The 15855-nt window shown below is 61.0% G+C and carries 12 protein-coding genes and 1 pseudogene; 5 read left to right on the forward strand and 8 right to left on the reverse strand.

Features of this window, described 5'->3' with window-relative positions; translation table 11 throughout:
- Positions 1–100 precede the first annotated feature (100 nt).
- Positions 101–1492 (reverse strand): endo-1,3-1,4-beta-glycanase EglC, encoded by a 1392-nt coding sequence (gene eglC, locus AC0L2P_RS17960; protein ID WP_473502644.1) that lies wholly within the window; start codon positions 1490–1492, stop codon positions 101–103.
- Positions 1493–1831: 339 nt separating this feature from the next.
- Between eglC and AC0L2P_RS17965 the strand changes: the two genes are divergently transcribed.
- From AC0L2P_RS17965 to AC0L2P_RS17985, 5 genes and pseudogenes are all read left to right on the forward strand, one after another.
- Complete coding sequence (locus AC0L2P_RS17965) at positions 1832–2914, forward strand: sensor histidine kinase (RefSeq protein ID WP_473502645.1); 1083 nt, start codon at positions 1832–1834, stop codon at positions 2912–2914.
- A 485-nt stretch (positions 2915–3399) separates the two neighbouring features.
- Positions 3400–4473, forward strand: a complete 1074-nt coding sequence (locus tag AC0L2P_RS17970) for an aminopeptidase (RefSeq protein ID WP_473502646.1) — start codon at positions 3400–3402, stop codon at positions 4471–4473.
- A gap of 250 nt (positions 4474–4723) precedes the next feature.
- Positions 4724–4906 carry a hypothetical protein gene (locus AC0L2P_RS17975; protein ID WP_473502706.1) on the forward strand — a complete coding sequence of 61 codons (183 nt, stop codon included), beginning with the start codon at positions 4724–4726 and terminating at the stop codon, positions 4904–4906.
- Positions 4907–4936: 30 nt separating this feature from the next.
- A pseudogene (locus tag AC0L2P_RS17980) lies at positions 4937–5110 on the forward strand (PIN domain-containing protein); the annotation flags it as partial.
- 180 nt (positions 5111–5290) lie between these two features.
- Positions 5291–6370, forward strand: coding sequence for an AI-2E family transporter (locus tag AC0L2P_RS17985; protein WP_473502647.1), 1080 nt, complete (start codon positions 5291–5293; stop codon positions 6368–6370).
- 128 nt (positions 6371–6498) lie between these two features.
- Here the strand turns inward: AC0L2P_RS17985 and AC0L2P_RS17990 are convergent, their stop codons facing one another.
- The 7 genes from AC0L2P_RS17990 to AC0L2P_RS18020 form a co-directional block, all read right to left on the reverse strand.
- Positions 6499–7509 (reverse strand): Tim44 domain-containing protein, encoded by a 1011-nt coding sequence (locus tag AC0L2P_RS17990; protein ID WP_473502648.1) that lies wholly within the window; start codon positions 7507–7509, stop codon positions 6499–6501.
- 569 nt (positions 7510–8078) lie between these two features.
- On the reverse strand, positions 8079–8993 hold the full coding sequence (locus tag AC0L2P_RS17995) for a sugar-binding transcriptional regulator (RefSeq protein WP_473502649.1): 915 nt from the start codon (positions 8991–8993) through the stop codon (positions 8079–8081).
- Positions 8994–9176: 183 nt separating this feature from the next.
- The gene (locus AC0L2P_RS18000; protein ID WP_473502650.1) at positions 9177–10232 is read right to left on the reverse strand and encodes an NAD(P)H-dependent glycerol-3-phosphate dehydrogenase; all 1056 of its coding nucleotides are present in this window, start codon (positions 10230–10232) and stop codon (positions 9177–9179) included.
- Complete coding sequence (locus AC0L2P_RS18005) at positions 10233–11315, reverse strand: ABC transporter ATP-binding protein (RefSeq protein WP_473502651.1); 1083 nt, start codon at positions 11313–11315, stop codon at positions 10233–10235.
- A 79-nt stretch (positions 11316–11394) separates the two neighbouring features.
- Positions 11395–12720: an iron-containing alcohol dehydrogenase gene (locus AC0L2P_RS18010; protein WP_473502652.1), complete on the reverse strand. Its 1326-nt coding sequence runs from the start codon at positions 12718–12720 to the stop codon at positions 11395–11397.
- Positions 12713–14242 (reverse strand): xylulokinase, encoded by a 1530-nt coding sequence (locus tag AC0L2P_RS18015; RefSeq protein ID WP_473502653.1) that lies wholly within the window; start codon positions 14240–14242, stop codon positions 12713–12715. Before AC0L2P_RS18015 ends, AC0L2P_RS18010 begins: the two co-directional genes overlap by 8 nt.
- 65 nt (positions 14243–14307) lie before the next feature.
- Positions 14308–15837 carry an ABC transporter substrate-binding protein gene (locus tag AC0L2P_RS18020; protein WP_473502654.1) on the reverse strand — a complete coding sequence of 510 codons (1530 nt, stop codon included), beginning with the start codon at positions 15835–15837 and terminating at the stop codon, positions 14308–14310.
- Between the last annotated feature and the right edge of the window lie 18 nt (positions 15838–15855).

The following is a 15855-nucleotide window of genomic DNA, read 5'->3' on the forward strand; positions in this document are numbered from 1 at the left end:
CGCCTTCACATCGGTTCCAGTTCGGTCCCCGGCGCAAGGATCGTGCCCAAAATCAGGCTCGATGACAACGTCTGCATACCGCCGTCGTCAGATGTTGCGGCTAGATATGCCAATCGTTCAGCGCGTAGGCGTGGATGTAGTCGATCTGCATTTCCGCAGGTGTCGCAAGCCCGTCGGCGGGCGCTCCCGCGAGGCCACCGACCGCCAGATCAACCAGCATATACATTGGGTCGTGCATGTCGGAAGGCGTTGCGGCACGGGCAACTTCGACGTCGTCGAAATACCAGACGAGTTCGTCTTCCGTCCACAGCACCCCGTAAGTGTGGAACCCTCCCGTATCCGCGGCAAAGGCCGTCGAGGACACCATCGTATGAGTTCCCGTCTCGTTCGAGTGGCTTGTCATAATGAGCTTGTTTGGATCCTGGCCGAGCATCTCCACGACATCCAGTTCCGGTGGCCAGGAGCCATCCGCCGGGAGAAGCCAGAAGGCCGGCCATACACCTTGTTTTTCGGGCATGTCAGCCCGGATTTCGAAATAGCCGTAGGTCTGCGCGAAGGATTCATAGGTCGTCAGCAAACCTGACGTGTATTTGTAATTGTCTATGTAGGGCTGGACCGCCGCGGGAGCCTGGGCGGCGGTAATCGTGAGAACACCGTCCTCAACGCTGAACGGATTAACGGAACGCGTCGGAGCGTAGTTGGTGTCGATATACCATTGAAGCTCCTTGTTGCTCGTGAGCGAACTGCCGTTCGCGGCGCCCCACCAGAAGTTCGAATCCCAGGTGCCGCTCGATCCATTCCACAGGTCCAGCGTGTTGAACTCGTCCGAAAAAGTGAGTTCCAGATGCGACCTGTCCACGGCCAGGTCGAACTGGCCTGGGGTGAACTGGTCGATCGTCTTATTAGCGAAAACGAGAAACTCGCTATCGGACAGATTGAGTCGGACGTTCGCTCCCGTCTGCACCATGCTGGCGTGCACTTCCTCAAAGGAGGTGAAGCCGTAGCTTCCGACGCGCGCGGTGTCGTCGGCGCCAAAGTCGAGGATCAGGTCACTGCCATTGCCGGGGGTCACGACGAAAATGTCGGCCCCGGACCCGCCCTTGAGAACGTCGTCGCCCCGCAAGCCGTCGAGCGTCTGTTGGCCGGAGCCGCCGGTAATGATGTTGTTTAGCTCGTTTCCGAAAGCAAAATGTTTGTCGCCGGTCACCGTCAGGTTCTCGAAATTGGCCGGGAGCTTGTAGCTCATCCAGGTCGAGATGGTGTCGATACCCTCGTTGGGCAGCTCGAACGCCCTATTTTTGGAGGAATACAAATAATAGATATCATCGCCCTTACCGCCATACATTGTGACGGTGACGCCGCCGTCGGCGTACATCGAGTCGTTATAGATGCTGCCATAAAGTGTGGGGCCGGAATTCGTCGCCGAATACCACTTCACTGAGGATCCGCTGTAGGCGAGTGGAACACCCTTGGCGTTCAGTACGCTGGCCATTGTGGTCCTTTCTCCTTTGTCTCGTTTGTCTCGCGCCTCGCTTCGACGTCAGGCTACCTTTGGAGGACAAAAGGAGCCAGTAACATTTGGCTCCGGACTTAGGAGAGTTACCAGAACTTTAATGGGCAACGCAGCCAGTGCCCGCCTGAACGTTCCAGGGCACGAGGATTGCAGCCGGCCCTTGCCGCTCTGCTTCGGCCGGTCGCAATGTAGGAGGTGCCGCCGTTACGTGACGCAAGGCTTGTTGTCGCATGACGTGACGCGTGAAATGCAGCTCCGGCTTTGGCGGTGGCCGGCACGCCGCATTTTTGATACTATCCGTACAGAACAGGCGCGCAAATGACATCGGATTCAGAGAAGGCTGCGGCGGTCGAGCAGTTGCTTGACACACCTGACCTTGCAACAGCACTCGAAAGCGAACAGTTCAAGAAATTCCTCGACCAGGTGCCGATCGCCATAGCCGTTTCGGACCTTGCCGGCAAGGAGCGCGTGGTCTACGCCAATCCGGAATTCGAGAAGCTGTCAGGCCTGACAGCCGCCAGGCTCGCCCGAGAAAACTGGGCGGCCCTTTTAGGCACGGGCCTCCATCAGCAAAAGGACAGGCCGCTAGCCGAGGCCGTGGTCGAGGGAACCGATCTGGTCGGCACCTTCAGGCTGGAACGCGGCGAGGACAAACCCGCGATCGTCGACGTTTATTCCAACGAGATAGAGGACGACAACGGCAAGGTTTGCTTCCGACTGGTGGCCCTGGTCGACGTATCGGCTCACGGCGAGGCGGGAGATCAGCGCTCGGCCGAGGAACGGGTCAGCGAGAAAGACACACTGCTGCGCGAACTGCAGCACAGGGTGAAGAACAACCTGCAGATGATAACCGCACTCATCCGGCTGGAAAGCCGCAACGCTACCGAGGCCGACCGGAGACGGTTTGAGCGGCTCGCCGGTCGCGTCGACGCTTTGGCGATCCTCTACCAGACGCTAACGGCCGACGAGCCGAAGGAGGAGGTCGACCTTGGTGTGTATCTCAGCCAGATCGCGTCCGCGGTGATGAGCTCGCATGCAGTCGAGGGGATCCGGCTGGATATGAAGGTGGATACATATCCAGTGTCAATAAACGTCGCCATGCCGGCGGGGCTGGTCGTGAACGAATTGCTGACCAATTCACTTAAGCATGCGTTCCGGGGCCGCGATGGCGGCACGATAACGCTGCACAGCATCGTCGATGGCGACGGCTGTCGGGTTATAGTGGCGGACGACGGAATCGGCCTGCCGGAAGGCGAGATGTGGCCCAAGCCAGGCAAGCTCGGAGCGCTGATCGCGCGATCGCTGACCGAGAACGCGAAGGCGCAGTTAACTGTCGAGTCCAGCGCTAACAAAGGGACGAAGGTGACGATCGTTTTCAAACGGTCGGCGGCAGCTAGCTGAACGATTTCCGTCGAAACTAGCAGGCTGGCAATTGGCTTCATATCGCGGTCTTGAGCAGGTGGCTGCAAATAGGCTAGGGCGCCCGACGCGCGCTCCGAGCTGCCAGCAATCGGATGCCGCCCACTCGGCACGCGCCGGCTCACGGGTCACGAGAACACGTCACAACCCCTTGCTGCGAATGGGCCTGCAGCGGCTCGCCCGATCCCACCGGAGGCGCCGGTGATAACCGCGACCGGACGCAAGGCACGGCTCGGCGACTGACGCTAGTTCCGTAGACCGCGACCCTCGGGGACGGCGGGGGCAGCTGACGCCTTCGCCCTCGTCACGCGCGGACCGGCAATTCAGCAGCGAGTCATCGCATTCGCCAATCTTGCCGAGGACGAAGGTCCAGCTTACACATCAAATAAGTCCCACTGTTCGTGGCCGGAGGTAACCGCGAAATTGCGCTATCGGCGACATAAGAGCAATGCTGTAGGCAAACCATGATGCGCGCGTTGGTTCGATTGGTCGCTACGATTATCCTGACGCCTGGGGTGACCAGTTGCACCAGCATCTCCTACTACGCGCAATCTTTGCAGGGTCATCTGCAGATCATGGGGGCGCGCCAGGACGTCCGAAAACTGATCGACGATCCTTCAACCCCTGAGATACTGCGCGCTCGAATGGCGTCGGCGAGCGCCATACGACAGTTTGCTACCGATGAACTGGCGCTGCCCGACAACAACAGCTACCGCAGCTATGTCGATGTTGGTCGCGACTCCGTGACATGGGCCGTCTTCGCCGCGCCGGAATTCTCGCTGACACTACGAACATGGTGCTTTCCGGTTTTCGGCTGTGTTCCCTACCGGGGATATTTCTCCGAAAAGTCTGTCACTGAAACCGCCGCCGAATTTCAAAGACAGGGCCTCGACGTCTATCTAACGGGCATCACTGCATATTCCACGCTTGGCTGGTCGAGTGACCCGCTGCTAAGCACGATGCTCACCCAAGATGGAACGTATCTCGCAGGGCTGGTATTCCATGAACTGGCCCACCAGCGTGTCTACCTGCATGACGATTCGGCATTCAACGAGGCGTTCGCTGTCGCTGTCGAAACAACGGGTGTGAGAAAATGGCTGCGCGCGACTGGCGATACTGCCGGATTGCGCCGCTACGAAGCCGACCGGAGGCGTAGATCTGAATTTCTCGCGCTGGTGTCGCAGACCCGGGACGAGCTAAGGCATGTCTATGACGGCAATGGCACTTCTGAGCAGAAGCGGGCCGCGAAGAAGGCCGCGATCGAACGGCTGAGGACGCGCTACCGACAGATGCGCGTCAGGCGATGGGGTGAATACCGCGGATATGACGTCTGGTTCGATGCTCCGATCAACAACGCAAAGCTCGCCGCGACTTCCGTCTACAGCGATCGGGTGCCGGCCTTTCTCCGCTTGTTCGACCTGTGTTCGGGCGACTATCCACGGTTCTATGCATCGGTTCAAAGGCTCGGCGCGTTGGACAAAGCTCGCCGTGCCGAAGCGCTTGCCGGGGCAGACGCATGTTACGGAGCCACGCAAAGCTGACTGCCGAATCGGTCCTCTGACATTATTCAGGCGTGATCTGACTGGGAGGTTTCGGGCGGATGCGCAGCTATCGTGGACGTCAAGTCGCGCGCGACGTGCCGCCCGGTGAGAAGACAGACCTGCAGGAGCAACTCGCAGAGGCACTAGTCGAGAAAGCCATTGGTCATCGGCGACGGATCGACTGGTTCAACGGTCACGCACCGCTTGATCCCGTTCTGAAGGGTGGGTCGCCCATCTGTGGTTCGTCACCATTCATCTCTTCGAGGATGGCAACGGCCGTATCGCCCGGGCGATCGCCGACATAATGTTGGCGCGGTCTGAGGCCAGCGCGCAGCGTTTCTATAGTATGTCCGCGCAAATCCCTAATACGCGCTCCTCGAGCGGACGCAGAAGGGCAATCTTGACATCACCCCTTGGCTGCAATGCTTTCTAAGCTGCCTTGACCGCGACTTCGGTTTGACCTGCGCTGGCTTACGGCGAAATTATGGGTACTGCTGCTCGCCAGGGACGTGGCATGTCGGCGCCCGATGGTATGATCGCGGCGATCGCTCGAGTAAACGGTAGCCGCCTCGCCACCGGCAATCTGACTGACTTCCAGACAGCAGGACTCGTTCTGACATCTCCGTGGGAGTTCTGAAACGTTTTTTGTCGTCGCGTTCGTTCAAGCCCATCTGCCAGTTACGGACGGCTGAAAAGTCGCCAAAGCAGCTGACATGGCCGCACTGTTGGCGCACCGCCGCCGACCCTGCCTTTCCCCAAGAAACCAATTAGGCTCGCTGGGCTTGCCAAACAACGAAAGGTGCCCGATCTGAAACAAATGCCCGACGTGAAACAATTGAAATTGCTTGGCGTCCTGGCAGCAGCGGCAATCGGTCTATATCTCTGCTATCTGCTGGCGTGGCCTTTTTTGCCGGCATTGACCTGGGCGCTCGTGCTGGCAATCATACTGGCTCCGGCTCATCGATGGGTTGAGAGACGGGTCGGAAATCGAAACCTCGCCGCATTGATATCCGTAAGCGTCGCCGCGATTGCGGTCGGCCTGCCGCTGATACTCGTCGCGCAACAGCTCGTTCGCGAGGCGGTAAACGGAGCCAATTATCTGGAGGAGGTCGTTCGTGGTTGGGACGCAGACGGCTTCATGTCTAACTATCCCACGCTTTCGACCATTGCCCAATGGATCGAGAACCAATTCGATCCGGCCGGTTCGGTCGCGGCATTCGTGCAGTGGCTGACGGGACAAAGCACATCGCTGTTGCGTGGCTCCATCTATCAGGTCGCGATGTTCGGCCTGACATTTTATCTTCTGTTCTATTTTCTGCGGGATCGCCAACATGGCCTGCAAGCCGTCGCGGGCCTTTCGCCACTGCGCGCTCCCGAAACAGCACACGTCTTATCCCGCTTTGCGGAGACCGTTCATGCAACGCTGTTCGGCACCGTGTTCGTCGCCGCCGTCCAGGGAACATTAGGTGGCCTGATGTTCTGGTGGCTCGGGCTACCGACCCCGGTCTTTTGGGGCCTCGTCATGGGACTTCTTGCCATCGTGCCTGTGCTTGGGGCATTTGTGATCTGGGTGCCCGCGGCGGTCTATCTGGCACTGGAGGGGGCGTGGGCCAGCGCGGCGATATTGACCGTCTGGGGCGGCGTTATTGTCGGCGGCATCGATAATCTGCTCTATCCGATGCTTGTCGGGAACAGGTTGCGCCTCCACACGGTGGTGGCCTTTATCGGCTCGATCGGCGGCATTGCCTTGTTTGGAGCATCCGGCCTTGTCCTCGGACCCGTGGTGATCACTATCACCGTCAGCCTCATCGACGTGCTGAAGAATCGATTGACTGATCAACTCGAGACGGCGCCGACGCCCCCTACCGAGTTACCGCACCACTCAGTAAGGGATTGAACGCGAAGACAAGATCAACCTTGCCTACAAGTACGTTGCTTGACCGTAACCTATCCAAGAGCCAGCGCGCCGCAAAGACGGGCTGGCTGTCCAGTGGTAGCGAGACCCCTTCAAACAAGGCAAGCACATCAACCAGGCTGCTGTATTGCGGCGAGTTTCCACTCGCCGCCGTCCTGGCGGCGCATGAACGTCCACAGTTCGGTTGTCTCCGTCGGCCGGTCGGTTTGGCCCTCACCGATCTTGCCGCTGATGCGAGCGCGGGTCACGTCGCGAGACTCATAGCGCAAAGCAGCCGTCGCGTAGTCGCAATCACCCTCGCGCCAACTTTCCGCAATATCGGCCTCCAGCAGGCTGACGTCCGATACGTCGTTCCTGACGCCCTTTTTGGCATTGTCGGCAAGTTCCTCGGACAGATAGGACACCATCTCGGGCGTCACCAACCGGCGCAATGCAGAATGGTCCTCACGCCCGAATGCTTCCTGAACTTCCGTCAGCCGTTGCTGGAACGTGTCGAGGTCGGTTTGGGTGAGTGTGACTTCATCGGAAGCATTGGCTTTGGAAAGATTGGGTTGGTTCGTTCCGCTGTATCCTGACCCGATGCCTGGAATGGGTAACGCTGCGGCGTTGCTCGGCTCGGGCCGGGCTGCTGCGCTTCGCCCAAAGGTCCCCGTATTTCGCGAGGCACCGGCCATAGCGGACGCTGGCCTTTGCGCCGCCTGCGAGCGGAGAAAGCGGATCGCCAGCATGATCGCGCCGCCGATCAGCAGTACTTGGAGCAAAAGACCCAACATACCGGCCAAGCCGCCGAGCCCATGGCCCAGAAGAACGCCGATCAGACCGCCGAGAAGCAAGCCGCGCATCATCGATCCGCCGAGGCCGTTGAAGAAGCCCGGGCGCTGAAACGCCTGCGGCTGACGGGCGGCATTGTTCGTTGCGGCATTCGGCGTCATCGAGCGCTCGACCGGTGCGGCCGGTCGCGGCGCAACTCTGGTCGGTGAAACCGGCTGGAAAGTACGCATGCCGCGACTGCCGAAGCTGCCGCCACGGCGCGCATCGGCGTGATCCACAGCGATCATGGAAAATGCCAGGAACAACCCCGCAAACAAAACTGCAAACGGTCCCCAACGCGAAATTAGCATAGGCAAATCCTTACAACACGCTTTCCGGTTATATGGGGTGCATCGATCGAAATGTCAGTGATCGGCACGTTCCACTTCAACGGGCGACATGCTGCCGTTGCTCTGCCACCTCTTTCGTCGGCCGGTGCCTTCGAGATCGTCGCTGGCGATGTCGAGAAGCTTGCGGGCCGAGCGCCGGCAGCACTCTCGGACGCCCTCGCGGCCGCCTTCGCAAGTAGGCCGCAATCTGGAATCCCTTCAGGAAGATCATCATGGGATCTAAGAAGGCAGTTCGAACTCGGCGTCTACTCGTTCGGCAACACGCCACGCACCGCTGACGGCGGCGATGGTGCCACCGCGCGGGCGATCCGTGATGCGCTCCAAGCGGAACATGCTGCCGAACAGGTTGGCCTCGACTTCTTCGCTTCGATGAGCATCACATGCGCTCGGTGCCGGTGACGGGTTCACGACCAAGAAGGGCGCGAGCGCTTATCCTTTCTGCGCAGGCACTGCAGAAAAAATCGCGCGGGGCCATCCTGGCACCATTCAGGTGCGAGAGACATTCCCACCGCCATGGAGACCCGTCTACGCTATGGCTTTTCCGCCAGGATTGCCTCAGCGGTTTTCTCGTCGGTGATCAGCACATCGACGACTCCCAGACGCAACACCGCGCGCAGCACCGGAACCTTGTCGAGACCGCCGGAGGGCAGGATTACAGTATCAATATCGCGCAGATGTTCGGGCGCGAGGCCGATGACGCGACTGTTTAGCGGGTGATCGACGAGTTGTCCGTCGGCCCCGATCCAGTGGCCGCAAATATCGCCGACCGCTCCGGCTTCGCGGAGCGATCTGAGATCATCGTCGCCTACCAGTCCGATCCGAAAGATGGTGGCGTCCTTGTGCACCGCGCCGACCGAAACGAAAGCCGCGTCAACGTCGCGGGCATGGGTGAAGGCGTCTTCAAGAATGGACTGGCGCATAAGCAGATCGCGCGTGGCCTCGGTGTCCGTGAACACCGGTGCTGCGATATAGAAGCATTCCGCATCGAAAAGCGCAGCGAGCCGCGAAGCGATCTCGTAGATGTTGATCGCCGATCCGCGCGTGAGCCCGCCAAGCAGGGAAACGACCGACATCCCTCTGACCGGGCGTACGGTCACTGACCGCAGACTAAGCTGGAGCGTGCGTCCCCATCCCACGCCCACCGATATCCCGTCACGGATTCTAAGCGACAGGGCTTCACCGGCAGCGGCTGCGATGACCTGTGGCACCAGGGCAGGATCGGGCGGTGTCGGAACCACGATTGGGTCTGAGACGCCATAGGCGTCCCGCAGCCGGTGCTCCAGCTCGATGCAGTTCGCCACCTTGGAATTGATACGAATCTGAACGATCCCCCGCTGGCGGGCGTGCGCAAGCATCCGGTTGACGCGAAGCCGGGTCAGGCCAAGAGACTTGGCGATTTGCGCCTGAGTGAGGTCACCGACATAGGCAAGCCAGGCGGCGCGCACGAGCAGCCCTTCCTCGCGATCGGCGGTGACGGAACTCGTGACGGCTTGGCGGCCGTCGCGTTTCTTTCGTGCTGCTTTATCCATCAGATCATCCTGTCCACTCCGCGGCAGCGGGTCCAGAGCGGGCTCGGCGGAGCCATGTGCTCATCGACACGAGGCATCAATCGAGTTTCCCCGGCTCCGCTAGCCTCGATGATAGCGGTCGAAGGCCAAAACCAGCGGAGCATCATGGCAAATCGCGTCGATGATGGCCCTCGTCAGCGGCAGGTGATCGTGGGGAAGTACACCCCGGCCCATCATATTCTTCAAAGTCGGGCCAAGGTCCAGCGCCAGCTGCGCCCCCTCGACCGTGTCCGAACTCATATGTTCGCGCTTGGCCACGGAATAAGGCAGGCCGCGGCCGAGCAGGCGCCCCATGCGACCGTTACGGCCCGCCTGGCAGGTCACATAAAGATCGCCGGAGCCGGCCAGCCCCAGCACTGTTTCGGGTTTTCCACCCAGAGCTTCGACCAGAATCGCCATCTCGGCGAGGGACTGCGAGAAAAGCGACGAGGCAAGATTGTGCATGAGCGCGCCATTGGGCGCCTTGCCGTCGCGCTCGAGCAGCCCAACGGGAGCCCCAACGGCGAGTGTGTAGAAATTCTTGAAAGCGGCGCAGATCTCGACGCCGACGAGATCGGATGACGATCGCGCATGATAGAAAGGTGCGCGCAAAATGCGGGACGCCGCGGCAACCTGGTCGGGATCGTGCCCGGCCACGATCACAGAGGTATCGCGCTGTGCGGCCAGTTCGCCGGCAATGCACGGTCCGCCGACTGCCATCACCGGGACAGAAAAGCCAGTTCGCTGCTCCATCTCGCGGGCAAGAAGATGTGGCAGGATTTCGATGCCTTCGTCGCTTGCTGCAAGTCCTTTCGTAATCATCAGAATAGGCACGGGCGACTTGATGCTTTCTGCAATGCGCTGGATCGCCCAGGGGATGCCGGCCGACGAGACGCCGAGTACAAGCAGATCGGGTCCATCGTTCATCGCCGCCCCGAATTCGGTCCAGGAACAGGCGGTTACTGCGCCAGGCAGAGTGATGTTGAGGCGTGCATGACGGCCTGTGCTGGCCACCGAGTCAACGATCTCCTGGTCGAGATGAGTGCCGACAAGAGTGATGCGGTTACCAGCGTGAGCGGCCGGAAGCGTCATGGCAGAGCCCATAACGCCGGCACCGAGGATGACGATCCGCGCCATTCAACTTGTTCCCTTGTCCAGCCGCTGGCCGTTGCCTTGGTCGAACAGGTGGATTCGCCCAGGCGTCGGCTCCAGATGGATCACAGCTCCTGGAGAGAGCTCCATGCGATCATGCAGCACCGAGCAGGTTGCGATATTGCCCATATTGGCAAAGATGTGGATTTCGGGGCCGGTCGGCTCGACAACCGTGATCCTCGCCGGGATGCCGCGCCCGTCGGCGACTGGTCGAAGATGTTCGGGGCGAATGCCGTAGATCACCTTTTGGCCGGGCCGGACCGCGGCCCCTGCTGGAACTGGGAGGAATAGCTCGTCGGTCCGCACCACCCAGGCGTCGCGCTCGGAAGCCACCTCGCCATGGAACATGTTCATTGCGGGCGAGCCGATGAAAGAGGCGACGAAGAGGTTGGCCGGGCGGTCGTAGACATCGAGCGGGCGCCCGATCTGCTCGATATGGCCGTCGCGCATGATGACGATGACATCGGCCATGGTCATGGCCTCGATCTGGTCATGCGTGACATAGACGGTCGTGGTCTTCAGCCGCTGGTGGAGCTCCTTGATTTCGGTGCGCATTTGCACCCGCAGCTTGGCATCGAGATTGGACAGCGGCTCGTCGAACAGGAACACAGTTGGGTCCCGCACGATGGCGCGGCCCATAGCGACGCGCTGCCGCTGGCCGCCCGAAAGCTGGCGGGGGTATCGCTCCAGATAGGGGGTCAGATTGAGGATCGATGCCGCCCATCCGACCTTCTGTTTGATTTCTTCGGTTGGGCGCTTCTTCAACTGCATGGAAAAGGCCATGTTGTCAAAGACGGTCATGTGCGCATAAAGCGCGTAATTCTGGAAGACCATCGCGATGTTGCGGTCTTTGGGATGGAGCGTGTTGACGACCCTGTCGCCTATGGCGATCTCACCGGACGTGATGGGCTCGAGACCGGCTATCATGCGCAAAAGCGTGGACTTGCCGCAGCCGGACGGCCCCAACAGAACGACGAACTGGCCATCCTCGATCGAGAGATCGAGTCCATCGATAATCGAGACGGCGCCATAGTCCTTCTTTATGTTGCTGATGGTGACAGACGCCATTAATTGCTACCCTTCGATTGCCCTTGCCGCTTGGGTTCCACGTCCCCATGTGAGCCATCGGCGACGATCCGATGCGATCTCACCATTCGTCCTCCAGAAACTCTTCCAGCAGCCCTGCATCGGCGGCCAGATTGACGAACGACCATCGGCCGCGGATTTCCCGCGAATAGCGAATGGCATCGTGCCAAAGCGCGCGCGGCAGGCCTAGTTCCGCGCCGGTGACCGGCCCCCCCGCAGCCTTGAGCGCTGTCTCCATGCGGGCGGCCGGCATTGCCATCGGCCGAGCCTCCTGGCGCAGGGCCGGCCAGATTTCCGCAAGCCTGCGGTTGAAGATTTCCGTCTGGCTGGCGTCGAGTGCAGTCTTCCTCATCTCGGCTATGCAAAGTGGTCCAAGTTGCTTCCCATAGCGGGCCAGCATCGCCGTCTCGTCCATGATGGTCGGCCTTGCCCGCGGCGGCTCTTCCATGTCCAGCAGCTGCGCTTGCAGACGCGTCATGACCAGCGAGGCAACCCCGACCTGCTGACCGTGCGTGGTACCGGGATGACGCTCTCCTGCAAACATGTCGATCCAGTGGGAAATCTGGTGCTCTCCCATGGATCCGGGATGCGAAACGCCGGCGAAGCACACGCCCATCGAGCACAGCGTCAGGATGCGCTGGAGATGCCCGACAGCGGTGACGTCGTGCCTGGCAAGGCCAGGCGCATGGACCAACATCGGTTCCTCATCGCCCGCCTGCAGCAGGTAAGGCACCTCGGAATAGTAAGTGTCGAACAGCCGATGCGAAGCCCACCAGTCGATCTGGGCGGTGGAGCGGCAAAGGCTGTCGCCAAGCCCGGCGGCGCTGAGCCAGGCGGGTGCTGCGGCCGAAACGCCAAGGTCCAGGAAGATGCCCCGCGGCGCGTGCGAGGGCAGCGAGATCTTGAGCCCGGAGGCCAAGGTCACCGATGCTGTCGAGGCGCCGTAGCCATTCATCGAGGCTGCCGTGCCGAAGACGGCATAGGGCCGCTCGTCGAGGAAGGTTGCGTGCTTGCAACTGTCGTTGAGGACGCCCGATCCGACGGCAACGACCCCATCGGCGTGACGCGTCTTCTCCCTGACCATCTGGACCGTTGCCTCATCGCAGTCGAGGCCGTCAGACAGCACGATTTCGTCGATGTCGGCGATGGCACGCAGCGCCTTCGCGACGCGCCTGCCCATCACATCGACGGTGTTGATATCGGACACCACGGCGATGCGGCTGCCTAGCGCCAGGGGTGCAACGAGATCCGCCTCGCGGCCCTCCGTCGTCTCCAGCAATTCGATCGTCTGGAACGGCAGGACCGCGGCCGCGCCTGTCTTGGGATCTTTCCAGCGTCCTGCGACAACGTCCTCGATCAAGGCATTCCAGTTGGTCGCTTCAGCCATGATCGGCCTCCATGAAGGCTGAAAGGCGCTGGTTCCAGGCTGAAAGCGTTGGCCAAAGATCGGCATGAATCGCAAGGAGCTCGGTGTAGAGCTCGGCACGTTTCGCGTCCGGTTCGAAGGTTTTGGCCGGCTCGCTGGCCATTGCGAGCGACGCTTCGGCGATCGTGGAAAACCAGCCCACCCCCCTTGCCGCCGCCATCGCCGCGCCAAGCGAGGAGGCTTCGACGGTCGTCGAACGCTTTACCGGACGATCGAGTGCATCAGCCAGGATCTGCATCCACAGGTCGGACTTCGCTCCTCCGCCAATGGCTATGAACTGGTCGATGGTCTGGGCGGCGGCCGCAGCGGCCCGCTGACTTGTCGCGGCCTGATGCAGCGCTATGCCTTCCAGCACGGCGCGATAGATGTCGCCGCGACGGCTCGAGCCGGAAAGCCCTGCAATCACACCACGGGCCGCACTATCCCAGTGCGGGTCCATGACGCCCTGCCAGTAGGGCAGGAGCATTATGCCGCCTGCGCCGATCGGGCTCGCAGCGGCTTCGGCCTCGAGCGCCTCCAAGGCGTCGCTAGCGCCATGCAGATCGACGCCAAGCATTTCGCGCGCCATCCAGTCGACAAGAAAAGTGCCGGCGCGAAGGCACGTCTCGTAGATATAGCCGACATCGGCGACCGCCGTCTCTGTGCGGAAGGCCAAATTATGGACGTAGTCGATGCCGAAGCTTCCGGAGACGACCGCCGTGCCGAGGTTGATGTAAGCGCATCGCGGCTGCAACACACCCGCGCCCGTGCCGGCGCATTGACCGTCGCCGCCGCCGGCGACGATCGGCGTGCCTTCCCGCAGGCCCGTCGAGATGGCCGCTTCCGAAGTTAGCTGGCCCAGAACGGTGCCGGGCCGCGCCAGGTCCAGCATCATGCGCCGGGCGATGCCCGCTGCGTCCAGTATATCGTTCGACCAGTCCATTGCTCGCATATCGAGTATGCCCATCGGGTCGGCGGATGCGGTGGACGTCACCCACCGGCCGCTCAAGCGAAAGACCAGATAGCCATGGACTTCGGCCATTCGCTCCACGCGGGCAAAAATCTCGGGCTCTTCCTCGCGAAACCACATCATGCGGTAAAGGCAAGGAATGACGTCAAGCGGCTTGCCGGATATTGCGTGGACGCGTGCCGCGCCGAAACTCTCGCCGAAGCGGCGTGCCTTCCGCCGGGCGCGCTCGTCTAGCCAGAGCGTAGCGGGCCCGACCGCTTCGCCCTGCTCGTCGAAAAGTCCGAAGGTTTCGCGCTGGTTGGCAATGGCAAGGGCGGCAATGCGTGCCGGCGAAACCGTTGACGCCACGGCGCGCAGCGCTGCGACCGTCGAGGTCCACCACTCGGCCGGATCCTGCTCGAAATAGCCCGAACGTGGGTTGGACATTGCAAGCGGCGCACGACCTTCAGCCACGGCCAGACCCTTGCGGTCCCAGGCGATCGCCTTGGTTGCCGAGGTCGAGGAATCAATGCCGATGACGAGATCCGGAACCATTACCGCCACATTGCCAAGGGGCGAGGGCGGCCGAGGCCGCCTTCGCGCAAATCACCGACTAGCCGCTAAAGACCGGCGTCCTTGACTTTGCCGTCGACAATGCCGGCAATGGCATCCAGGCATGCCTTGGCATCGTCGCCATAATCTTGGCCCGTAAGCAACTTGCCGAGCTCAACCGGAATGTCGTTATTCGACAAATCCGCCCAGATCGGCATGTCCGGCTCCGATCCCATCTGGTTGTCGATCGTGTATTTGATCGCGTCGAAATGGCGTGTCGTTCCCGGCCCGACAACGGCCTTTGCCTTGACCCGAGGATCTGTAAAAGACGAATTGCGCATCGGCGAGGCGCCGCCGCCGAGCGTCGACACCCGCGCCATCACATCCTTCGAGCAGACCCACTGCATGAACAGCCATGCCGCTTCCTTGTTCTTGGAATATTGCGACAGCGAAATCGTCGAGCCGCCCTGGTGGCCGACGGCCGGGATTTCGCTGAAGCCGCAATCGGCGGCGGCGCGGCGGCCAGGAACCTCCTTGGGCGCGGGCAGGGCCTCGAACAGGCCTTTGACCTTGGAGTCATTGGCGTCGAAGCCGGGGAAATCCTCGCCCCAGGTGATTGCCATGGCGGCCTGACCCTGTGTCAGTGCCTGCCCCTGGCCGTCCCAGGTCCAAGTCGTCGCCGACGGCGGCGAGTTCTTCACCAGCTCCTGATAGAATTTGAGCCCGGCCACGCCGCGCTCGTCATTGCCGACAAACTTCTTGTCCTTGTTGAAGATCGAACCGCCATGGCCCCACAATGCGAAGGTCCAGTCGCATTCCAGCGAATAATGGCCGGACTTCGCCTGGCACGCGGTGCCGAAGATACCGTTGCTTTTTTCTCCCTCTGTGAGCGCCTGCACTGCCTTGAGGTAGGCGTCGAGGTCTGTCGGGAGCGCAATGTTGTGTTTGTCGAAAAGATCCTTGCGGTACATCAGGATGAAGATCGGAATGTCGAATGGAATTCCGCACTGTTTGCCGTTGTACATGGCAATGCCGTCGACCAGCGGCTTGGAGAAATCGTCCCAGTCGAAGTTGGGCATCGCCAGCTCTTTGTTCTGGTCATAGTACTCGCGCGGATCGACGACATCCTGTGCGAACGTCGCCATCCAGGACTGGTCGAGATAGTAGACGTCGTAGGTGCCAAGCTGGCCCTGCACGTCTTGCGTCGCCTTGGCGAGAACCTGCTCCAGCGGTACGATCTCGACTTCCACCTCGATGCCGGTAGCCTTGGTGAATTCACCCGCGACAAGCTGGTTGGCAACGATCGTTGGCGGCGTCGCTTCCGAGGTGTAGCGGATTTTGGTGCCGGCATATGGCTTGCCGACATCGGCCAGCCACTTCAGCATGTCGGCGTCCTGGGCGCGGGCTTCCTCAACCCCGAGCCCCAGCATCCCCCGATTGGTGCGGCCGCCACCCAGCATGGCCGATCCGAAGGCGGAAAAGCCGACACCAGCAAGCGCCATCTTCCTCATGAAGTCGCGTTTGGTTATTCGGCGGGCCGTAAAGTCGTTGCAGGTATCGGTGACGAATGTCTTCTTGTCGTGTTCACTGAAGCTCATGATCGTTCCTCCATTGCG

This window comes from Mesorhizobium sp. WSM4836 (assembly GCF_055811815.1).

Coding starts and splice junctions, on each gene's coding strand:
- AC0L2P_RS18005 (WP_473502651.1), bottom strand. CDS start 11,315: ATGGCGTCTGTCACCATCAGCAACATAAAGAAGGACTATGGCGCCGTC.
- eglC (WP_473502644.1), bottom strand. CDS start 1,492: ATGGCCAGCGTACTGAACGCCAAGGGTGTTCCACTCGCCTACAGCGGA.
- AC0L2P_RS18000 (WP_473502650.1), bottom strand. CDS start 10,232: ATGGCGCGGATCGTCATCCTCGGTGCCGGCGTTATGGGCTCTGCCATG.
- AC0L2P_RS18015 (WP_473502653.1), bottom strand. CDS start 14,242: ATGGTTCCGGATCTCGTCATCGGCATTGATTCCTCGACCTCGGCAACC.
- AC0L2P_RS18010 (WP_473502652.1), bottom strand. CDS start 12,720: ATGGCTGAAGCGACCAACTGGAATGCCTTGATCGAGGACGTTGTCGCA.
- AC0L2P_RS18020 (WP_473502654.1), bottom strand. CDS start 15,837: ATGAGCTTCAGTGAACACGACAAGAAGACATTCGTCACCGATACCTGC.
- AC0L2P_RS17965 (WP_473502645.1), top strand. CDS start 1,832: ATGACATCGGATTCAGAGAAGGCTGCGGCGGTCGAGCAGTTGCTTGAC.
- AC0L2P_RS17970 (WP_473502646.1), top strand. CDS start 3,400: ATGCGCGCGTTGGTTCGATTGGTCGCTACGATTATCCTGACGCCTGGG.
- AC0L2P_RS17985 (WP_473502647.1), top strand. CDS start 5,291: ATGCCCGACGTGAAACAATTGAAATTGCTTGGCGTCCTGGCAGCAGCG.
- AC0L2P_RS17990 (WP_473502648.1), bottom strand. CDS start 7,509: ATGCTAATTTCGCGTTGGGGACCGTTTGCAGTTTTGTTTGCGGGGTTG.